At 67.3% G+C, this 18,626-nt stretch carries 11 protein-coding genes and 3 rRNA genes; 1 reads left to right on the top strand and 13 read right to left on the bottom strand.

The window, feature by feature from the left end; genetic code table 11:
- Positions 1-14: 14 nt before the first annotated feature.
- The 12 genes from ACYBSK_RS01980 to ACYBSK_RS01925 form a co-directional block, all read right to left on the bottom strand.
- A complete protein-coding gene (locus ACYBSK_RS01980; protein WP_457475076.1) occupies positions 15-830 on the bottom strand; it encodes a phosphatase in 816 nt (271 codons plus the stop codon).
- A gap of 367 nt (positions 831-1,197) precedes the next feature.
- A complete protein-coding gene (locus ACYBSK_RS01975) occupies positions 1,198-2,373 on the bottom strand; it encodes an acetoin utilization protein AcuC (RefSeq protein ID WP_460244958.1) in 1,176 nt (391 codons plus the stop codon).
- Positions 2,324-3,577, bottom strand: coding sequence for an MFS transporter (locus tag ACYBSK_RS01970; protein ID WP_460244957.1), 1,254 nt, complete (start codon positions 3,575-3,577; stop codon positions 2,324-2,326). The genes ACYBSK_RS01975 and ACYBSK_RS01970 overlap by 50 nt, the downstream gene beginning before the upstream one ends.
- 70 nt (positions 3,578-3,647) lie before the next feature.
- Positions 3,648-4,292: an HAD family hydrolase gene (locus ACYBSK_RS01965; protein WP_460246941.1), complete on the bottom strand. Its 645-nt coding sequence runs from the start codon at positions 4,290-4,292 to the stop codon at positions 3,648-3,650.
- 70 nt (positions 4,293-4,362) lie between these two features.
- Positions 4,363-4,479 (bottom strand): 5S ribosomal RNA (gene rrf / locus ACYBSK_RS01960).
- Positions 4,480-4,567: 88 nt separating this feature from the next.
- Positions 4,568-7,691, bottom strand: a 23S ribosomal RNA gene (locus ACYBSK_RS01955).
- 307 nt (positions 7,692-7,998) lie between these two features.
- Positions 7,999-9,524 (bottom strand): 16S ribosomal RNA (locus ACYBSK_RS01950).
- The 16S, 23S and 5S rRNA genes sit together here, the layout of an rRNA operon.
- 674 nt (positions 9,525-10,198) lie before the next feature.
- On the bottom strand, positions 10,199-11,023 hold the full coding sequence (proC, locus tag ACYBSK_RS01945; RefSeq protein ID WP_460244956.1) for a pyrroline-5-carboxylate reductase: 825 nt from the start codon (positions 11,021-11,023) through the stop codon (positions 10,199-10,201).
- Between the two features lie 105 nt (positions 11,024-11,128).
- On the bottom strand, positions 11,129-11,893 hold the full coding sequence (locus ACYBSK_RS01940) for an ABC transporter permease (protein ID WP_460244955.1): 765 nt from the start codon (positions 11,891-11,893) through the stop codon (positions 11,129-11,131).
- Positions 11,894-11,927: 34 nt separating this feature from the next.
- Complete coding sequence (locus ACYBSK_RS01935) at positions 11,928-12,707, bottom strand: ABC transporter ATP-binding protein (RefSeq protein ID WP_460244954.1); 780 nt, start codon at positions 12,705-12,707, stop codon at positions 11,928-11,930.
- Between the two features lie 651 nt (positions 12,708-13,358).
- Positions 13,359-13,865 (bottom strand): EamA/RhaT family transporter, encoded by a 507-nt coding sequence (locus ACYBSK_RS01930; RefSeq protein ID WP_457475070.1) that lies wholly within the window; start codon positions 13,863-13,865, stop codon positions 13,359-13,361.
- 56 nt (positions 13,866-13,921) lie between these two features.
- Positions 13,922-14,245: an SH3 domain-containing protein gene (locus ACYBSK_RS01925; RefSeq protein ID WP_457475069.1), complete on the bottom strand. Its 324-nt coding sequence runs from the start codon at positions 14,243-14,245 to the stop codon at positions 13,922-13,924.
- A 179-nt stretch (positions 14,246-14,424) separates the two neighbouring features.
- Here ACYBSK_RS01925 and ACYBSK_RS01920 point away from each other — a divergent pair, with 179 nt between their 5' ends.
- On the top strand, positions 14,425-16,647 hold the full coding sequence (locus ACYBSK_RS01920) for a protein kinase domain-containing protein (protein ID WP_460244953.1): 2,223 nt from the start codon (positions 14,425-14,427) through the stop codon (positions 16,645-16,647).
- Between the two features lie 9 nt (positions 16,648-16,656).
- Here ACYBSK_RS01920 and ilvD read toward each other — a convergent pair whose 3' ends face one another.
- Positions 16,657-18,510 (bottom strand): dihydroxy-acid dehydratase, encoded by a 1,854-nt coding sequence (ilvD, locus tag ACYBSK_RS01915; RefSeq protein WP_457475067.1) that lies wholly within the window; start codon positions 18,508-18,510, stop codon positions 16,657-16,659.
- Between the last annotated feature and the right edge of the window lie 116 nt (positions 18,511-18,626).

Genomic DNA, 18,626 nt, shown 5'->3' with positions numbered 1-18,626 from the left:
CAGCGATCGGCCGCCTACTGTGACAGACACGCTCGATTGAGTACATAGCGAGTAAGCGGTCGGTAGTAATCAGACCGCACAGCGTCATCAAGTGGAACGACGACGGACACCCGCCCCTCGGCCTCACCGACGAACAGCGCGGGATCGTCCGTATCGGCCAGACCGATGGCGTCGAACCCCAACTGACCTGCACCGCAGACCCATCCGTGGTCCCCGATGACCAGCTCCGGCAGCGGCCCGCCGGCCTCCGAAAGCACCCCGAGAGCCAGCCGAACCGGGAGCGGTGAGTGGGTGTGCGCGCCGGTCTCACCACCCCCCGGGTACGCGCCCGGTTCACGCACCAGCGCGACTCCTCGGTCGTAGTCGAGGTTGTACGTGCGTAGGCCGAACCGGGTCGTTATGTCGACACTGTGACCCTGCGCCGGAGTGAGGACGGGGCATCCCACCGCCGACAGGGCGTCCGCCAACGCGGCGTAGAAACCGAGCAGTCGGTGCGGATGTCCCGTCCCGAACAGCACCGGGGAGCGGGAGACGGCGGCCTTCCCGAGCCGCTCCGCAAAGGCGTCCAGCGCGGCCAAGGTCCGTTCCGGATCGATGACATCGTGCCCTGTCCGGTGTCCCGGGTCCCGGGAAACCCCGCACTTGTCCGCCATCAGCGCGAGCAGATCCCGATGCCCCCAGACCCACTCGGGGTCGAGGCCGAGCATCACTCGCGGATCCCGCGCCTCGAACAACCGATAACTGCGCAGACTCTCCTCACGGGAGGTCGCCACGGGCCCGGCAAGCCGGGCCGCCAACAGGTGCGCCCGCAGGGCTCCGACGCTCAACACCCTTGCGATGGTGCTCCATCACCCCTCCCCCGCACCCCCCTTTCCCCCAAACACCCCACAGTCGGAGTAACCCCCACCCCTAACGGCCAACCCCACGCCGCCTCAGGCAATCCACCACACCCCACCTCCCCACCCATAACGGCCAACCCCACGCCGCCTCGGGCAATCCGCCGCACCCCGCCTCCCCACCCATAACGGCCGACCCCGCGCCGCCTTGGGCAATCTGCCGCCAAGGGCGGCAGGGTGGGCAAGGCGGCACCCCGGCGCAGGGCGCCGGAACGACGACATCCACCCCGGCACCGGCCACCGACCCCGCCTCCGGCCACCCACCGCCGGCACCCGCACCCGCACCCGCACCCGCAGGCACTCACGCCAACAACCCCCGCAACGGATACACCGCCTTACGACTCGCCAGAATCGCCTGATCGAGCCGATCCGCCGGGTCGTAACCCTCTTCCCACCCCCGATACCCCACCGGCCACCGCCCATCGGTCATCCGCATCGGCGCCAACTGCCGGGTCCGCGCGAACACTTCCTGCCGCCACCCGTCAGGAATCACGCTCTCCGGCGCGATCTCCCGCCCCGCCACGATCCCCACCAGATGCGTCCACGACCGCGGCACCACATCCACCACGGCGTAGCCACCCCCACCGAGCGCGACCCACTTCCCGTCCGCGTACTCGTGCGCCCACTCATGGCACGCCACCTGCACCGCCCGCTGCGCGTCCAGCGAAACCGCCAGATGCGCCAGCGGATCCTCGAAGTGCGTATCGGCCCCGTGCTGCGTCACCAGCACCTGCGGCCGAAACTCCCCCAACAACTCCGGCACCACCGCATGCAGCGCCCGCAACCACCCGGCATCCCCGGTCCCCGCCGGCAACGCCACGTTCACGGCCGTCCCCTCCGCGTCCCCCGCGGCCCCGGTCTCCTCCGGCCACCCGGTCTGCGGGAACAACGTACGGGGATGCTCGTGCAACGAAACCGTCAGCACCCGCGGGTCCTCCCAGAACGCGGCCTGCACCCCGTCCCCGTGATGCACGTCCACATCGACGTACGCGACCCGCTCCACCCCCAGCTCCAGCAACCGCGCGATCGCCAGCGCCGCGTCGTTGTACACGCAGAACCCGGACGCCGCCCCCGGCATCGCGTGGTGCAATCCACCCGCGAAGTTCACGGCGTGCAGCGTCTCCCCCCGCCACACGCTCTCCGCGGCCCCCACCGACTGCCCGGCGATCAGCGCGGAGACGTCGTGCATCCCGGCGAACGCGGGATCGTCGACGGTCCCCAGCCCGTACGACTGGTCGGCGGCCGCCGGATCCACGGACGCCGCCTTCACCGCCTCCACGTAGTCCTCGCGGTGCACGAGCCGCAGCGTGGACTCGCCCGCCCGCTTCGCGGCGACGACCTCGACGTCCCGGTCGAGCCCGAAGGCGTCCACCAGTCGCCGGGTCAGTTCCAGCCTGACCGGATCCATCGGGTGTCCGGGCCCGAAGTCATACCCCGTTACTGCCGGGTCCCACATCAATTGCGCGCGGCCGCTCATGCCCGCCACCGTATCGGTCCGACGGCTCCCGGAAGGAAGGGGCGTACACGAGCGTCACCAGCACCAACGCCATCGGCACCAGCATCGCCCCGCGATAACTCCACGCATCCCCCAAGGCCCCCACAAGCGGCGAACCCACCAGAAAACCCACGTAGTTGAAGATATTGAGCCGCGCCACCGCCGCGTCGGACGCCCCAGGAAACAGCCGCCCCGCCGCCGCGAACGTCTGCGGCACGATCACGCACAGCCCGAGCCCCAGCAACGTGAACCCGAGCATCCCCACCCAGGCCCCCGGCGCCAGCGCCACCACCCCGAACCCACCGGCCGCCACCACGGTCCCCAGCCGCACCACGGCCACCGCCCCGAACCGCCGCACCCCCACATCCCCCACGGCCCGCCCCACGAGCGTCATCACCATGTAGACGTTGTACGGAACCGTGGCCAGCTGCTCCGAGCTCCCCAGCACGTCCTGGAGGTACTTGGCACTCCAGTTGGAGACCGTCGAGTCCCCGATGTACGCGAACGACATCACCAGGCACAGCGGCAACAGCACCTTGAAGACGACCTGCCCGCCGCCCTCCTGCCCCGGCACGGCGTCCTCGGGGCCACTCGCGCGCCCGTCCACGTACCACCGGCTCCCCAGGAGACACAGCGGCACCAGCACACAGGCGACCGGCAGATACAGCACGAACAGCGTCAGATCCCAGTGTGCCCCGCCCCACGCGAGCGAGGCCCCCACGATCCCGCCGAAGCTGTACGCGGCGTGAAACCCGAGCATGATGCTCCGCCCGTACGCCCGCTGGAGGCTGACGCCGAGCATGTTCATCGAGGCGTCCAGCGCGCCGACCGCCAGCCCGAACGCCGCCAGCGAGACGGCCACTTCGGCCACCGAGTCCCCGGCACCGACCCCGAGCAGCGCCAGGAGCACGACGGGCTGCGACCACCGCAGCACCCGACTGGGCCGCACCCGCTTCACCAACTGCTCGGTGCCCACGCTCCCGACCCCGGCCAACACCGGTACGGCCGCCAGGAACACGGGCAGCAGCGCGTCGGATATCCCGTACTGGTCCTGAATCGCGGGGATCCGCGTCACGAGCAACGCGAAAGCCGCGCCCTGCGCGAAGAAGCTGAACCCGAGGGTCAGGCGCCCCCACCGCAGCCGCCCACCCGCCGTGCCGACTGTGCCGGCCATGCCATCGGTCATGGCGGCACAGCGTAGGCCGCGGCCTTACCCGTGGGTAGATGGATCACAAAACCATGGGCCGACCGTGACCTCAGCCGAGCAGCCGCGGCAACTCCCGCATGTCGCCGAAGAGTTCGTTCGCCCCGTCGAGCCGCTCGGCCGGCGTCATCGCGGTGAACCCGTACACGTCCATCCCGGCGGCGACGGCCGCCTGCACCCCGAGCGGACTGTCCTCGACGACGACGCAGCGCTCCGGCGCCACTCCCATCCGCTCAGCGGCGTACAGGAACAGGTCGGGCGCCGGCTTCCCCCGCCCCACGTCCTGCGAACTGAAGATCCGCTCGTCCCCGAACCACTTGTCGAGCCCCGTCCTACGGTGCCCGACCCGAATCCGCTCATGGCTCCCAGAGGAGGCGACACAGTACGGCACCCCGTCGCCCGCCAGCCCCTCCAACACCTCGACGACCCCGTCGACGGGCTCCAGCTCCCGCTGAAACGCCGCGAACACCCGTTCATGAAACCGGTCGTCGAAGTCCTCGGGCAGCCTCTTCCCGGTCCGCTCAAGAATCACATCGTGCACGCGGTGCATGGCAGCGCCCATGTAGTCGCGCAGGGATTCCTCGTACGAGGTCGGATGCCCGAGTTCGGTGAGATAGCCGGCCAGAAGCGTATTGGAGATCGGCTCACTGTCGACGAGCACGCCGTCGTTGTCGAAGATGACCAGGTCATAGCGCATTCCCATGTCTCCGACCCTAAACGCAGAAAAGCCCGGACCGTATCCCGGTCCGGGCTTTTCTCTAAAAATAGTTCGGCGGCGTCCTACTCTCCCACAGGGTCCCCCCTGCAGTACCATCGGCGCTGTGAGGCTTAGCTTCCGGGTTCGGAATGTAACCGGGCGTTTCCCTCACGCTATGACCACCGAAACACTATGAAACTGACAACCGGAGTCGTGGCCCATGACTACGACGGTTGTTCGTGGTTTCAGAACCAACACAGTGGACGCGAGCAACTGAGGACAAGCCCTCGGCCTATTAGTACCAGTCACCTCCACCCGTTACCGGGCTTCCAGATCTGGCCTATCAACCCAGTCGTCTACTGGGAGCCTTACCCCATCAAGTGGGTGGGAATACTCATCTCGAAGCAGGCTTCCCGCTTAGATGCTTTCAGCGGTTATCCCTCCCGAACGTAGCCAACCAGCCATGCCCTTGGCAGAACAACTGGCACACCAGAGGTTCGTCCGTCCCGGTCCTCTCGTACTAGGGACAGCCCTTCTCAATATTCCTGCGCGCACAGAGGATAGGGACCGAACTGTCTCACGACGTTCTAAACCCAGCTCGCGTACCGCTTTAATGGGCGAACAGCCCAACCCTTGGGACCGACTCCAGCCCCAGGATGCGACGAGCCGACATCGAGGTGCCAAACCATCCCGTCGATATGGACTCTTGGGGAAGATCAGCCTGTTATCCCCGGGGTACCTTTTATCCGTTGAGCGACGGCGCTTCCACAAGCCACCGCCGGATCACTAGTCCCGACTTTCGTCCCTGCTCGACCCGTCGGTCTCACAGTCAAGCTCCCTTGTGCACTTACACTCAACACCTGATTACCAACCAGGCTGAGGGAACCTTTGGGCGCCTCCGTTACCCTTTGGGAGGCAACCGCCCCAGTTAAACTACCCATCAGACACTGTCCCTGATCCGGATCACGGACCCAGGTTAGACATCCAGCACGACCAGAGTGGTATTTCAACGACGACTCCACAACCACTGGCGTGGCCGCTTCACAGTCTCCCACCTATCCTACACAAGCCGAACCGAACACCAATATCAAACTGTAGTAAAGGTCCCGGGGTCTTTCCGTCCTTCTGCGCGAAACGAGCATCTTTACTCGTAGTGCAATTTCACCGGGCCTATGGTTGAGACAGTCGAGAAGTCGTTACGCCATTCGTGCAGGTCGGAACTTACCCGACAAGGAATTTCGCTACCTTAGGATGGTTATAGTTACCACCGCCGTTTACTGGCGCTTAAGTTCTCAGCTTCGCCACACCGAAATGTGACTAACCGGTCCCCTTAACGTTCCAGCACCGGGCAGGCGTCAGTCCGTATACATCGCCTTACGGCTTCGCACGGACCTGTGTTTTTAGTAAACAGTCGCTTCTCGCTGGTCTCTGCGGCCACCCCCAGCTCAGAGTGCAAGACTCATCACCAGACGTGGCCCCCCTTCTCCCGAAGTTACGGGGGCATTTTGCCGAGTTCCTTAACCATAGTTCACCCGAACGCCTCGGTATTCTCTACCTGACCACCTGAGTCGGTTTAGGGTACGGGCCGCCATGAAACTCGCTAGAGGCTTTTCTCGACAGCATAGGATCATCCACTTCACCACAATCGGCTCGGCATCAGGTCTCAGGCACAAGCTGTCCGGATTTACCTAGACAGCGCCCTACACCCTTACCCCGGGACAACCACCGCCCGGGCTGGACTACCTTCCTGCGTCACCCCATCGCTCACCTACTACCAGCTTGGGCCGGCGGCTCCACCACTCCGAACCACGTCAAAGACGAGGACGGCGGTTTCACGGCCTTAGCATCACTGGATTCGATGTCTTTCGCGTCACAGCGGGTACCGGAATATCAACCGGTTATCCATCGACTACGCCTGTCGGCCTCGCCTTAGGTCCCGACTTACCCTGGGCAGATCAGCTTGACCCAGGAACCCTTAGTCAATCGGCGCACACGTTTCTCACGTGTGAATCGCTACTCATGCCTGCATTCTCACTCGTGAACCGTCCACAACTACCTTCCGGTGCTGCTTCACCCGGCACACGACGCTCCCCTACCCATCACAGCCTCCGTTGGGAGTATTGCTGCAATGACACGACTTCGGCGGTACGCTTGAGCCCCGCTACATTGTCGGCGCGGAATCACTTGACCAGTGAGCTATTACGCACTCTTTCAAGGGTGGCTGCTTCTAAGCCAACCTCCTGGTTGTCTCTGCGACTCCACATCCTTTCCCACTTAGCGTACGCTTAGGGGCCTTAGTCGATGCTCTGGGCTGTTTCCCTCTCGACCATGGAGCTTATCCCCCACAGTCTCACTGCCGCGCTCTCACTTACCGGCATTCGGAGTTTGGCTAAGGTCAGTAACCCGGTAGGGCCCATCGCCTATCCAGTGCTCTACCTCCGGCAAGAAACACACGACGCTGCACCTAAATGCATTTCGGGGAGAACCAGCTATCACGGAGTTTGATTGGCCTTTCACCCCTAACCACAGGTCATCCCCCAGGTTTTCAACCCTGGTGGGTTCGGTCCTCCACGAAGTCTTACCTCCGCTTCAACCTGCCCATGGCTAGATCACTCCGCTTCGGGTCTTGAGCGCGCTACTATACCGCCCTATTCGGACTCGCTTTCGCTACGGCTTCCCCACACGGGTTAACCTCGCAACACACCGCAAACTCGCAGGCTCATTCTTCAAAAGGCACGCAGTCACGACGCAAGGAACAAGTTCCTTGCGCGACGCTCCCACGGCTTGTAGGCACACGGTTTCAGGTACTATTTCACTCCGCTCCCGCGGTACTTTTCACCATTCCCTCACGGTACTATCCGCTATCGGTCACCAGGGAATATTTAGGCTTAACGGGTGGTCCCGCCAGATTCACACAGGATTTCTCGGGCCCCGTGCTACTTGGGTGTCTCTCAAACGAGCCGCTGACGTTTCAGCTACGGGGGTCTTACCCTCTACGCCGGACCTTTCGCATGTCCTTCGCCTACATCAACGGTTTCTTACTCGTCCCATCGCCGGCAGACGATGGAAGAGAGATCCCACAACCCCGCACACGCAACCCCTGCCGGGTCTCACACGTATACGGTTTGGCCTCATCCAGTTTCGCTCGCCACTACTCCCGGAATCACGGTTGTTTTCTCTTCCTGCGGGTACTGAGATGTTTCACTTCCCCGCGTTCCCTCCACACTGCCTATATATTCAGCAGCGGGTGACAGCCCATGACGACTGCCGGGTTTCCCCATTCGGAAACCCCCGGATCAAAGCCTGGTTGACGACTCCCCGGGGACTATCGTGGCCTCCCACGTCCTTCATCGGTTCCTGGTGCCAAGGCATCCACCGTGCGCCCTTAAAAACTTGGCCACAGATGCTCGCGTCCACTGTGCAGTTCTCAAACAACGACCAACCACCCATCACCCCAAACCATCCGGTTCGAGTGCACTGGGGCCGGCACTGAAGGCGACCTTGCGGCCGTACCTTCAGACACCCAACAGCGTGCCCGACACGTCCAGTTGAAGCTCTGTGTTCCACGCCGAAGCAGTACTGACAGTCCTCATCCTGATCGTGCCGAATAATCAACGTTCCACCCATGAGCAACCACCGTCGAACGTTTGCCGACGTAGTGGCCTCTGACCTCGTCCCGAAGGACTCGGTAAGAAGTGCTCCTTAGAAAGGAGGTGATCCAGCCGCACCTTCCGGTACGGCTACCTTGTTACGACTTCGTCCCAATCGCCGGTCCCACCTTCGACAGCTCCCTCCCACAAGGGGTTGGGCCACCGGCTTCGGGTGTTACCGACTTTCGTGACGTGACGGGCGGTGTGTACAAGGCCCGGGAACGTATTCACCGCAGCAATGCTGATCTGCGATTACTAGCAACTCCAACTTCATGGGGTCGAGTTGCAGACCCCAATCCGAACTGAGACCGACTTTTTGAGATTCGCTCCACCTTGCGGTATCGCAGCTCATTGTATCGGCCATTGTAGCACGTGTGCAGCCCAAGACATAAGGGGCATGATGACTTGACGTCGTCCCCACCTTCCTCCGAGTTGACCCCGGCGGTCTCCTGTGAGTCCCCATCACCCCGAAGGGCATGCTGGCAACACAGAACAAGGGTTGCGCTCGTTGCGGGACTTAACCCAACATCTCACGACACGAGCTGACGACAGCCATGCACCACCTGTACACCGACCACAAGGGGGCGCCCATCTCTGGACGTTTCCGGTGTATGTCAAGCCTTGGTAAGGTTCTTCGCGTTGCGTCGAATTAAGCCACATGCTCCGCTGCTTGTGCGGGCCCCCGTCAATTCCTTTGAGTTTTAGCCTTGCGGCCGTACTCCCCAGGCGGGGCACTTAATGCGTTAGCTGCGGCGCGGACAACGTGGAATGTTGCCCACACCTAGTGCCCACCGTTTACGGCGTGGACTACCAGGGTATCTAATCCTGTTCGCTCCCCACGCTTTCGCTCCTCAGCGTCAGTAATGGCCCAGAGATCCGCCTTCGCCACCGGTGTTCCTCCTGATATCTGCGCATTTCACCGCTACACCAGGAATTCCGATCTCCCCTACCACACTCTAGCTAGCCCGTATCGACTGCAGACTCGGGGTTAAGCCCCGAGCTTTCACAATCGACGTGACAAGCCGCCTACGAGCTCTTTACGCCCAATAATTCCGGACAACGCTTGCGCCCTACGTATTACCGCGGCTGCTGGCACGTAGTTAGCCGGCGCTTCTTCTGCAGGTACCGTCACTTTCGCTTCTTCCCTGCTGAAAGAGGTTTACAACCCGAAGGCCGTCATCCCTCACGCGGCGTCGCTGCATCAGGCTTTCGCCCATTGTGCAATATTCCCCACTGCTGCCTCCCGTAGGAGTCTGGGCCGTGTCTCAGTCCCAGTGTGGCCGGTCGCCCTCTCAGGCCGGCTACCCGTCGTCGCCTTGGTGAGCCATTACCTCACCAACAAGCTGATAGGCCGCGGGCTCATCCTTCACCGCCGGAGCTTTTAACCCACCCCCAGGAGGAGGAGAGTGTTATCCGGTATTAGACCTCGTTTCCAAGGCTTGTCCCAGAGTGAAGGGCAGATTGCCCACGTGTTACTCACCCGTTCGCCACTAATCCACCCCGAAGGGCTTCATCGTTCGACTTGCATGTGTTAAGCACGCCGCCAGCGTTCGTCCTGAGCCAGGATCAAACTCTCCGTGAATGTTTCCCCGTAATCGGGGTGACACCACGAGAGCGGAACAGTCGGAGGAATAATCCGACCGTTCACAGCGTCCTCGCTGTGTGCCTTCCGAAGAAGGACTTTTCAAAGGAACCTCGTCCCAGCGGATGCTGGAGACGGGGTATCAACATATCTGGCGTTGATTTTTGGCACGCTGTTGAGTTCTCAAGGAACGGACGCTTCCTTTGTACTCACCCTCTCGGGCTTTCCTCCGGGCGCTTCCCTTCGGTCTTGCTGTTGTGCGTTTCCGACTCTATCAGATCGTTTTCCGATCCGTTTTCCTCGGTCCCGCTTCGCTTTCCGGCCTTTCGGCTTTCCGGCGAGTCCGACTCTATCAGATCCTTTCGGGCCTGATTCCCAGTCAGTTGGGTTTGTCCTCGCGGCTGTTGGGCCGTTCCGACGAGTGAGACATTAGCGGATTCCCGGCCCCTGACGCTAATCGGGGTCCCGTTCTTTCGAACGTGGATTCCTCATTTCGCAAAAGCGCACAGAAACGCATACGGCGAGCGTGCAGAAGCCAGCCGTCGAACGTTTTGGAGGTCTTGCGGAATGGCTGTCCGGGGACCGACCGGGGTCGGCGCTCACAGCGGACAACTCGGAGAACACTACGGATGGGCCCGGGGCGTGTCAACTTCGCGCCCCGGGCCGTCGGGCGGTCAGCTGTTGTTGCCGGAGGCCAGTTCGCGGCTGCGGTCGCGGGCGGCTTCGAGGGCGGCGATGAGGGCGGCGCGTACGCCGTGGTTCTCGAGCTCGCGGATCGCGTTGATCGTGGTGCCGGCGGGGGACGTGACGTTCTCGCGGAGCCGGACCGGGTGCTCGCCGCTGTCGCGCAGCATCGTGGCCGCGCCGATGGCGGACTGGACGATGAGGTCGTGGGCCTTGTCGCGCGGGAGACCGAGGAGGATGCCCGCGTCGGTCATGGCTTCCACCAGGTAGAAGAAGTAGGCGGGGCCCGAGCCGGAGAGGGCGGTGCAGGCGTCCTGCTGGGACTCGGGGACGCGAAGGGTCTTGCCGACCGAGCCGAAGAGTTCCTCGGCGTGGGCGAGGTGGGCGCTCGTCGCGTGGGTGCCGGCGGAGATGACGGACATCGCCTCGTCGACGAGGGCCGGGGTGTTCGTCATGACGCGGACCACCGGGGTGCCCTCGGGGAGGCGTTCCTCGAAGAAGGTGGTGGGGATGCCCGCGGCGCCGCTGATGATCAGGCGGTCGGCGGGGACGTGCGGGGCCAGCTCGGTGAGCAGCGTGCCCATGTCCTGCGGCTTGACCGTGAGGATCAGGGTGTCGGCCTGCTTGGCGGCTTCCTGGTTGGTGACGGGAGTGACGCCGTAACGGGTGCGGAGTTCCTCGGCGCGCTCGGAGCGGCGGGCCGTGACCATGAGGTCGCCCGGTGCCCAGCCGCCGCGGATCATTCCGCTGAGCAGGGCTTCGCCGATCTTGCCCGTGCCGAGTACGGCGACCTTGTGGCGGGATTGCTGGCTCATGAGCGGTGCCTTCCGTGTGCGTCGTCCGACCGGGGCATCCTCGCATCGGGCGGGCCCGGGGTTCGCGTGGTGTCCGGTGGGCGGAACGGGGCGAAGGCCCCGGGGTCACGCCGTACGGCGGCGCAGGGTCGCGGCGCCGAGGGCGAGGACGAGGACGGCGCAGCCGGCGACGATCGCGACGTCGCGGAGGTAGGTGGCGGTGAGGTCGGTGTGCTTGAGGACCTCGTTCATGCCGTCGACTGCGTACGACATGGGGAGCACGTTGGAGATCGCTTCGAGGACCGGATGCATGGTGGCGCGGGCGGTGAACAGGCCGCAGAGGAGGAGCTGCGGGAAGATCACGGCCGGCATGAACTGGACCGCCTGGAACTCCGATGCGGCGAACGCCGAGACGAAGAGGCCGAGGGCCGTGCCGAGCAGGGCGTCGAGGAGCGCGACCAGGAGCAGGAGCCAGGCCGAACCCGTGACGTCGAGGTCGAGGACCCAGAGGGCGAGGCCCGTGGCGAGGACCGACTGGACGACGGCCACGGTGCCGAAGGCGAGCGCGTAGCCGCCGATCAGGTCCGCCTTGGCGAGGGGCATGGACAGGAGACGTTCGAGGGTGCCGCTGGTGCGTTCGCGGAGGGTGGCGATCGAGGTCACCAGGAACATCGTGATCAGCGGGAAGATGCCGAGGAGCGAGGCGCCGATGGAGTTGAAGGTGGCCTGGCTGCCGTCGAAGACGTAGCGGAGCAGGAAGAGCATCACGCACGGGACGAGCAGCATCAGGGCGATCGAGCGCGGGTCGTGGAGGAGCTGGCGCAGGACGCGGAGCGCGGTGGCGGTGGTGCGGTACGGGTTCATGACGTTCGTGACGTTCATGGCGTTCATGGCGGGGCTCCTGGGGTGTGTGGGCGGGGGCGGGTCAGTGGGATGTGGGGTGGGTGGGGGTTGCCGCTGCGTTCGCCTCGTCGACGAGGTGGAGGAAGGCCTCTTCGACGGTGGGGGCGGCGGTGCGGGTGCGCAGGGCGTCGGGGGTGTCGTCGGCGAGGAGTTCGCCCTCGCGCATGAGGAGGAGGCGGTGGCAGCGTTCGGCCTCGTCCATGACGTGCGAGGAGACGAGGATCGTGGTGCCTCGGGCGGCGAGGTCGTGGAAGAGGTTCCACAGGTCGCGGCGGAGGACCGGGTCGAGGCCGACGGTCGGTTCGTCGAGGACGAGGAGTTCCGGGGTGCCGAGGAGGGCGACGGCCAGGGAGACGCGGCTGAGCTGGCCGCCGGAGAGGTTGCCGGCGAGGGCGTCGGCGTGGGTGGCGAGGTCTACGTCGGTGAGGACGCGGTCGACTTCGGCACGGCGGTGGGCGGCGGCGGACCTGCCGGGGAGCAGGACGGAGGCGAAGTAGTCGAGGTTCTGGCGGATGGTGAGGTCGAGGTAGACGGAGGGGGCCTGGGTCACGTAGCCGGCGCGGGAGCGGAGTGCGGGGTGGCCCGCGGGGTGGTCGAGGACGGTGAGGGTGCCGGTGACCTTGGCCTGTGTGCCGACGACCGCGCGCATGAGGGTCGACTTGCCGCAGCCGGAGGGGCCGAGGAGGCCGGTGATCTGGCCGCGGGGGACGGTGAAGTCGAGGTCCCGCAGGACGGGGCGGGGGCCGCGGGTGACGGTGAGGGTGGTGGCGGAGACGGCGGGTGTCCGCGGTTTATTCATCATGTGATGAATAGTGGGCCGGGGTGGGGGTGGCGTCAAGGTGTGAGGGTGCCGCGGTCGGGGTGGGGTGTGTCGTGGTGGGGGCCGTGGTCTCGGTTGCGCGGCGCCGGGGGCCGTCGGCCCACCCGTGGCCGGGGCCCGTCTTCCTGGTGCGCGGCACCGGGGGCCGCCGACCTACCCGTGGCCGGGCCCCGTCTCCCCATTGCGCCGCACCGGGGGCCGCCGACCCACCCGTGGCCGGGGCCCGTCTCCCCGTTGCGCCGCACCGGGGGCCGCCTTGCCCACCCTGCCGCCCCAGGCGGCAGATTGCCCAAGGCGGGTGCGGCTGCCCTGCGGGGGCGGGAGACGGGGTGGCGGGCGGGTGCGGTAGCCCTGTGAGGGCGGGAGACGGGGTGGCGGCTGATTAACCGAGGCGGGGCTGGCGTAGCCAGGCCTTCACGGCCGGGGTGGCGGCTGGTCGCACGAGGCGGGGCCGGTGTAGGCGTCGGCGTGGCGGCTGATCACCACAGGCGGGGGTGCGTCGGCCGCAAGGTGGTGAGGGCCGGGTGATGGAGCCCCTCCGGCGATTGAGGAGCGGGGGCCGGGGCGGAGCCCCGTGGCCTGGGTGGTGGGGGGGGCGCAACCGGGCGGGGGCGTGTTCAGGCCCCCGGGGTGTCAGGGCTTGCGCTTCTTCTTGGACGGGTTGCGGGTGCGGCGCGCCGCACGGCGCTCGTACTGTTCGCGCGCGGCCTCGTACTCCTGCCTGCGGAGCTTCTCCCCGGGCGCCTCCACGAGGCAGCGCAGCGCGTACGCGAGCAGGACGCCGACGAAACCGATCGCCATGAAGCCCCGCAGGGACGCCTGCTTCTCGGGGTCGGGGCGTTCCGTGAACCCCGTACGGGTGCGCGCGAAGGCCAGCGCGCTGCAGACCGCGAACATGACCACGAGCAGCAGGTTCACGAGGGAGCCGACGTCGGCGATCGCCAGCCCCTCGTAGGCGAAACGGAGCACGAAGCAGCCCGCCGCCGCCAGGACGAGCGCGCCCACGCCGACCGCGGCCCGGCGCAGGCCGTAGTGGCCGCTGTGGTCGACCCAGGTCGTACCGAAGAAACGGATCTCCTCGGGCCGGGGCCCGGGGGCCGGAGCCGGGGAGGTGCTGGGGGTGCCGGTTTCGTCGCTCACGCCCCCGATTATCACCGGACCGGGCCCCGGACCCCGCAGCCCGGCCCCAGCGGCACTCACCCGCAGCGCGGTGCCACGTACCCGTCGCTGCCGGTCTGCACGTACGTGTCGGAGATGTACTCGCCGACGCCGATGTTGTCCCAGATGCGGGAAGTGCCGTACGGGCCCGCGACCGTCTGGCCCGGCTTCTGGCAGAAGATCGGGACCCTGGCGCCCAGCGGGAGCACCCGCACCACGCGGTACTGGGTGCCGGGGCCGCTGCGCACGTTCACGTTGTAGCCCGGTGCCACCGAGTAGTACATGGCGGCGGCCGCCGCCTCCACGGACGGCATCGTCTGCGCCGACCCGGCCGGCTCCGCCGCCTGTTCGTCCACTGCCATGTCGTGCCTCCCCCGTCGCACGGGCCTCGTTCAGCGTTCATTGAGGGCCCGTTGAAATGTTCCTGCTGAACTGTCGAACACGCAGGCTAGCAAGGCTCGTTCGTCTCGTACGAACCATCGACTAGGCTCCGAGCGTCGCGCGCGCACGAAAGATCGCGACGTCATCCACGGGGGTGGACATGCCGTCACACAACAGCATCGGGACCGGCGCGGAAGCGGAGCTTCCGGAGTACGCCGGGCACTACCGGCTGGAGGAGCGCCTGGGTTCGGGCGGCATGGGGGTCGTGCATCTGGCGCGGTCGGCCGCGGGACTGCCGATCGCGGTGAAGGTGGTGCACGCCGAGTTCGCGGCGGACCCCGAGTTCAGGGGACGCTTCCGGCAGGAGGTCGCGGCGGCGCGACGGGTCAGCGGGGCCTTCACCGCGCCGGTCGTCGACGCCGACCCGGACGCCGAACTGCCGTGGATGGCCACGCTGTTCATTCCGGGCCCGACCCTCGCGGAGCACGTGAAGCGGAACGGGCCGATGGCGCCCGCCCAGCTGCGGCACCTGACGGCGGGGCTCGCGGAGGCGTTGCGCGACATCCACCGCGCCGGGGTCGTGCACCGGGATCTGAAGCCCAGCAACGTGCTGCTCGCCGAGGACAGCCCGAAGGTCATCGACTTCGGCATCTCGCGGCCCAAGGACAGTGAACTGCGCACCGAGACGGGCAAGTTGATCGGCACGCCGCCGTTCATGGCGCCCGAGCAGTTCCGGCGGCCGCGTGAAGTCGGCCCCGCCGCCGACGTGTTCGCGCTCGGCTCGCTCCTCGTGCACGCGGCGACGGGCCGTGGCCCGTTCGACTCCGACAGCCCTTACCTGGTGGCGTACCAGGTCGTGCACGACGAGCCGGACGTGTCCGGTGTGCCGGAGGAGCTGGCGCCGCTGGTGCTCGACTGTCTGGCGAAGGAGCCGGAGGACCGGCCCACGCCCGACGAGCTGATGGCGCGGCTGCGGCGGATCTCGGCCCGGTACGACACCCAGGCGTTCATACCGGCACAGCGGGAGGGGCGGCGGGAGGCGGGTGGCCTCTCCGGGGGCGGCGGTTCCAGGGCCGAGCGGGCGGTCCCGGCGAGACCGTCCGCGGCGTCCGAGCCCGCAGTCGAGCCCGTGTCCGAACCCGTGCCCGCGCCCGCCCCGCGCAAGCGCCCCCGCCCCCGGCTCCGCCCCCGAACCCTCACCGGCGCGCTCGCCCTCGCGCTCACCGGCGCCCTCGCGGTCCCGTTCCTCTGGGACGGCCTGGGCGTTTGGGACGGCCTGGGCGGTGGCGACGGGACCGGTACGCGCAGTGCCCCGGTCGGCTCCCCCGCCACCTTCCACCCCTGGCAGCGCAAGCTCGGGTCCGGCCCGGCGCCCGCCTGCTCGTACGGGGCCGGGAGCCTGCACTGTGCCGTGCCCGGGGTCCTCGCCGTGGCGCTGGATCCGCGGGACGGGTCGGTGCGGTGGCAGCGAAAGGCCTCCGGCGGGGCGGCCGACGGCGTCGGCGGGGCGGTGCCGGTGGTGTCGGGCGGGCTGGTGCAGGCGCTCGGCCCGGACGGGTCCCGGCTCGTCGCCATGGACCCCGGCACCGGCAGGACACGCTGGTCGGTGGATGTGTCGCGGTTCCAGGGGCAGGTGCGCCAGGCGGCGGGCCGGGTGCTCCTCGCCGCGCCGGACGGAACGCTGAGCGCGCTCGACAGTGCGACCGGGAAGCAGGAATGGCGGCACCGGCTCCCCGGCGCCCCGACGAGCCAGCCCGTCCTGTCGTACGTCGGCGGGGACCTCGCCTACGCGACGACACCGGCGCCCGACGGGGTGAACACGCTGGTCAGCGCGGTTGATCCGGAGACGGGGGCCGTCCGCTGGCAGCGCACCTCCCCCGGCACGGCGACGCCGCTCGGGGTGTCGGGCGGGGTGGTGTGGTGCACGGAGCGCAACGCTTCGGACGAGACCGTCGGCCTCGTGGGCCATCGCCTCACGGACGGGGCGGTGGGGCGCCGCGTACGGCTGTCGCTGCCGCTGCCCGCCGCGACCGCGACGCTGCACGGTGACTCGGCGTATCTGCTCGCCGCGGGCGGGGCGCTGGTGGCGCAGGACCTGGCGACCGGCAAGCAGCTGTGGCGGTCGGAGACCTCCGTGAGCCGGGGCTCGGCGCCCGCCGTCGACCCCTCGTCGAACCGGGTGTACGTGACGGCGCCCGACGGGCGGCTGCTCGCCGTGGACCGGCGGAGGGGCCGCCCGGTGGGTCAGAGCAGCCCGCACCCGGCGGAGCGCTCGGACCGGGTGGTGGCCGATCTGCCGGCGCCGGTGGTGCACGACCGCCGGGTGTTCGGGAGCGCGCCGGACGGCACCGTCTCCGGTGCCGCCACGGCGGACGATCCTTAGGGGCGGGCCTCAGCCGAGCTTCGACACGTCGCGGACCGCGCCCTTGTCGGCGCTGGTGGCCATCGCGGCGTACACGCGCAGGGCCGTGGAGACCTTGCGCTCGCGGGCCTTCGGCGCGTAGACGCCGCCCAGGGCCTCGCGGCGGGCCGCCAGCTCCTCGTCGGAGACGACGAGTTCGATGGTGCGGTTCGGGATGTCGATGCGGACGCGGTCGCCGTCCTCGACGAGCGCGATGGTGCCGCCGGCGGCGGCCTCGGGCGAGGCGTGGCCGATGGACAGGCCCGACGTACCGCCGGAGAAGCGGCCGTCCGTGACGAGCGCGCAGGCCTTGCCGAGGCCGCGGCCCTTCAGGTACGAGGTCGGGTAGAGCATCTCCTGCATGCCGGGGCCGCCCTTGGGGCCCTCATAGCGGATGACGACGACGTCGCCCTCCTTGACCTGCTTGAGCAGGATCTTCTCGACGGCCTCCTCCTGCGACTCGCAGACGACGGCCGGGCCCTCGAACGTCCAGATGGACTCGTCGACGCCCGCGGTCTTCACGACGCAGCCGTCCTCGGCGAGGTTGCCCTTCAGGACGGCAAGGCCGCCGTCCTTCGAGTAGGCGTGGGCGACGTCGCGGATGCAGCCGCCCGCCGCGTCCGTGTCGAGGCTCTCCCAGCGCTTGGACTGCGAGAAGGCGGTGGCGGAGCGCTCGCAGCCGGGGGCCGCGTACCAGAGGTCCTCGGCCTCGGGGGAAGCGCTGCCGCTGCGCACGTCCCAGGTGTCCAGCCACTCCTTGATCGAGGGGCTGTGGACCGTGTGCACGTCCTCGTTGAGCAGACCGCCGCGGTACAGCTCGCCGAGGATCGCCGGGATGCCGCCCGCGCGGTGCACGTCCTCCATGTAGTACGTCTTCGAGCCCGCCACGTTCGGCGCGACCTTGGCCAGGCACGGGACGCGGCGCGAGACCGCGTTGATGTGGTCGAGGTTGTAGTCGACCTCGGCCTCCTGGGCGGCGGCCAGCAGGTGCAGGATCGTGTTCGTGGAGCCGCCCATGGCGATGTCGAGCGCCATCGCGTTCTCGAACGCGGCGTGGGTGGCGATGTTGCGCGGCAGGACCGAGGCGTCGTCCTCGCCGTAGTAGCGCTTGGTCAGCTCGACGACCGTGGCGCCCGCGCGCTCGTAGAGCTCCTTGCGGCCGGTGTGGGTGGCGAGCAGCGAGCCGTTGCCCGGCAGGCTCAGGCCGATGGCCTCGGTCAGGCAGTTCATCGAGTTGGCGGTGAACATGCCGGAACAGGAGCCGCAGGTCGGGCAGGCGTTCTCCTCGATGCGGAGGATGTCCTCGTCGGAGACCTTCTCGTTCACGGCCTCCGACATCGCGTCGACCAGGTCGAGCGTGCGGACGGTGCCGTCGACGAGGGTGGCCCGGCCGGACTCCATGGGGCCGCCGGAGACGAAGACCGTCGGGATGTTGAGGCGCAGTGCCGCCATCAGCATGCCGGGGGTGATCTTGTCGCAGTTCGAGATGCAGATCAGCGCGTCCGCGCAGTGCGCCTCGACCATGTACTCGACGGAGTCCGCGATCAGGTCGCGGGACGGCAGCGAGTAGAGCATGCCGCCGTGGCCCATCGCGATGCCGTCGTCGACGGCGATCGAGTTGAACTCACGGGCGATGCCGCCCGCCTGGGTGATCGCCTCGCTGACGATGCGGCCCACGGGCGCCAGGTGCGTGTGGCCGGGCACGAACTCGGTGAACGAGTTGGCGACGGCGATGATCGGCTTCCGGCCGATGTCCGCACCGGGTACACCGGAGGCACGCATAAGGGCGCGGGCGCCCGCCATGTTGCGGCCGTGGGTGACTGTGCGGGACCTCAGCTCGGGCATCGTCGCTCGCTCCTTCGGATGTATCAAGACTGGCTCACGAGCCTACGCCGCCGCTCTGACACTCGGACAGGGCGTCCGGATGGCGGGACAGCCGTCTCATTACGTGCTACGGCTCG

The sequence above is a fragment of the Streptomyces sp. BYX5S genome (assembly GCF_054724165.1).
This window is presented reverse-complemented; position numbering and strand designations above follow the sequence as displayed.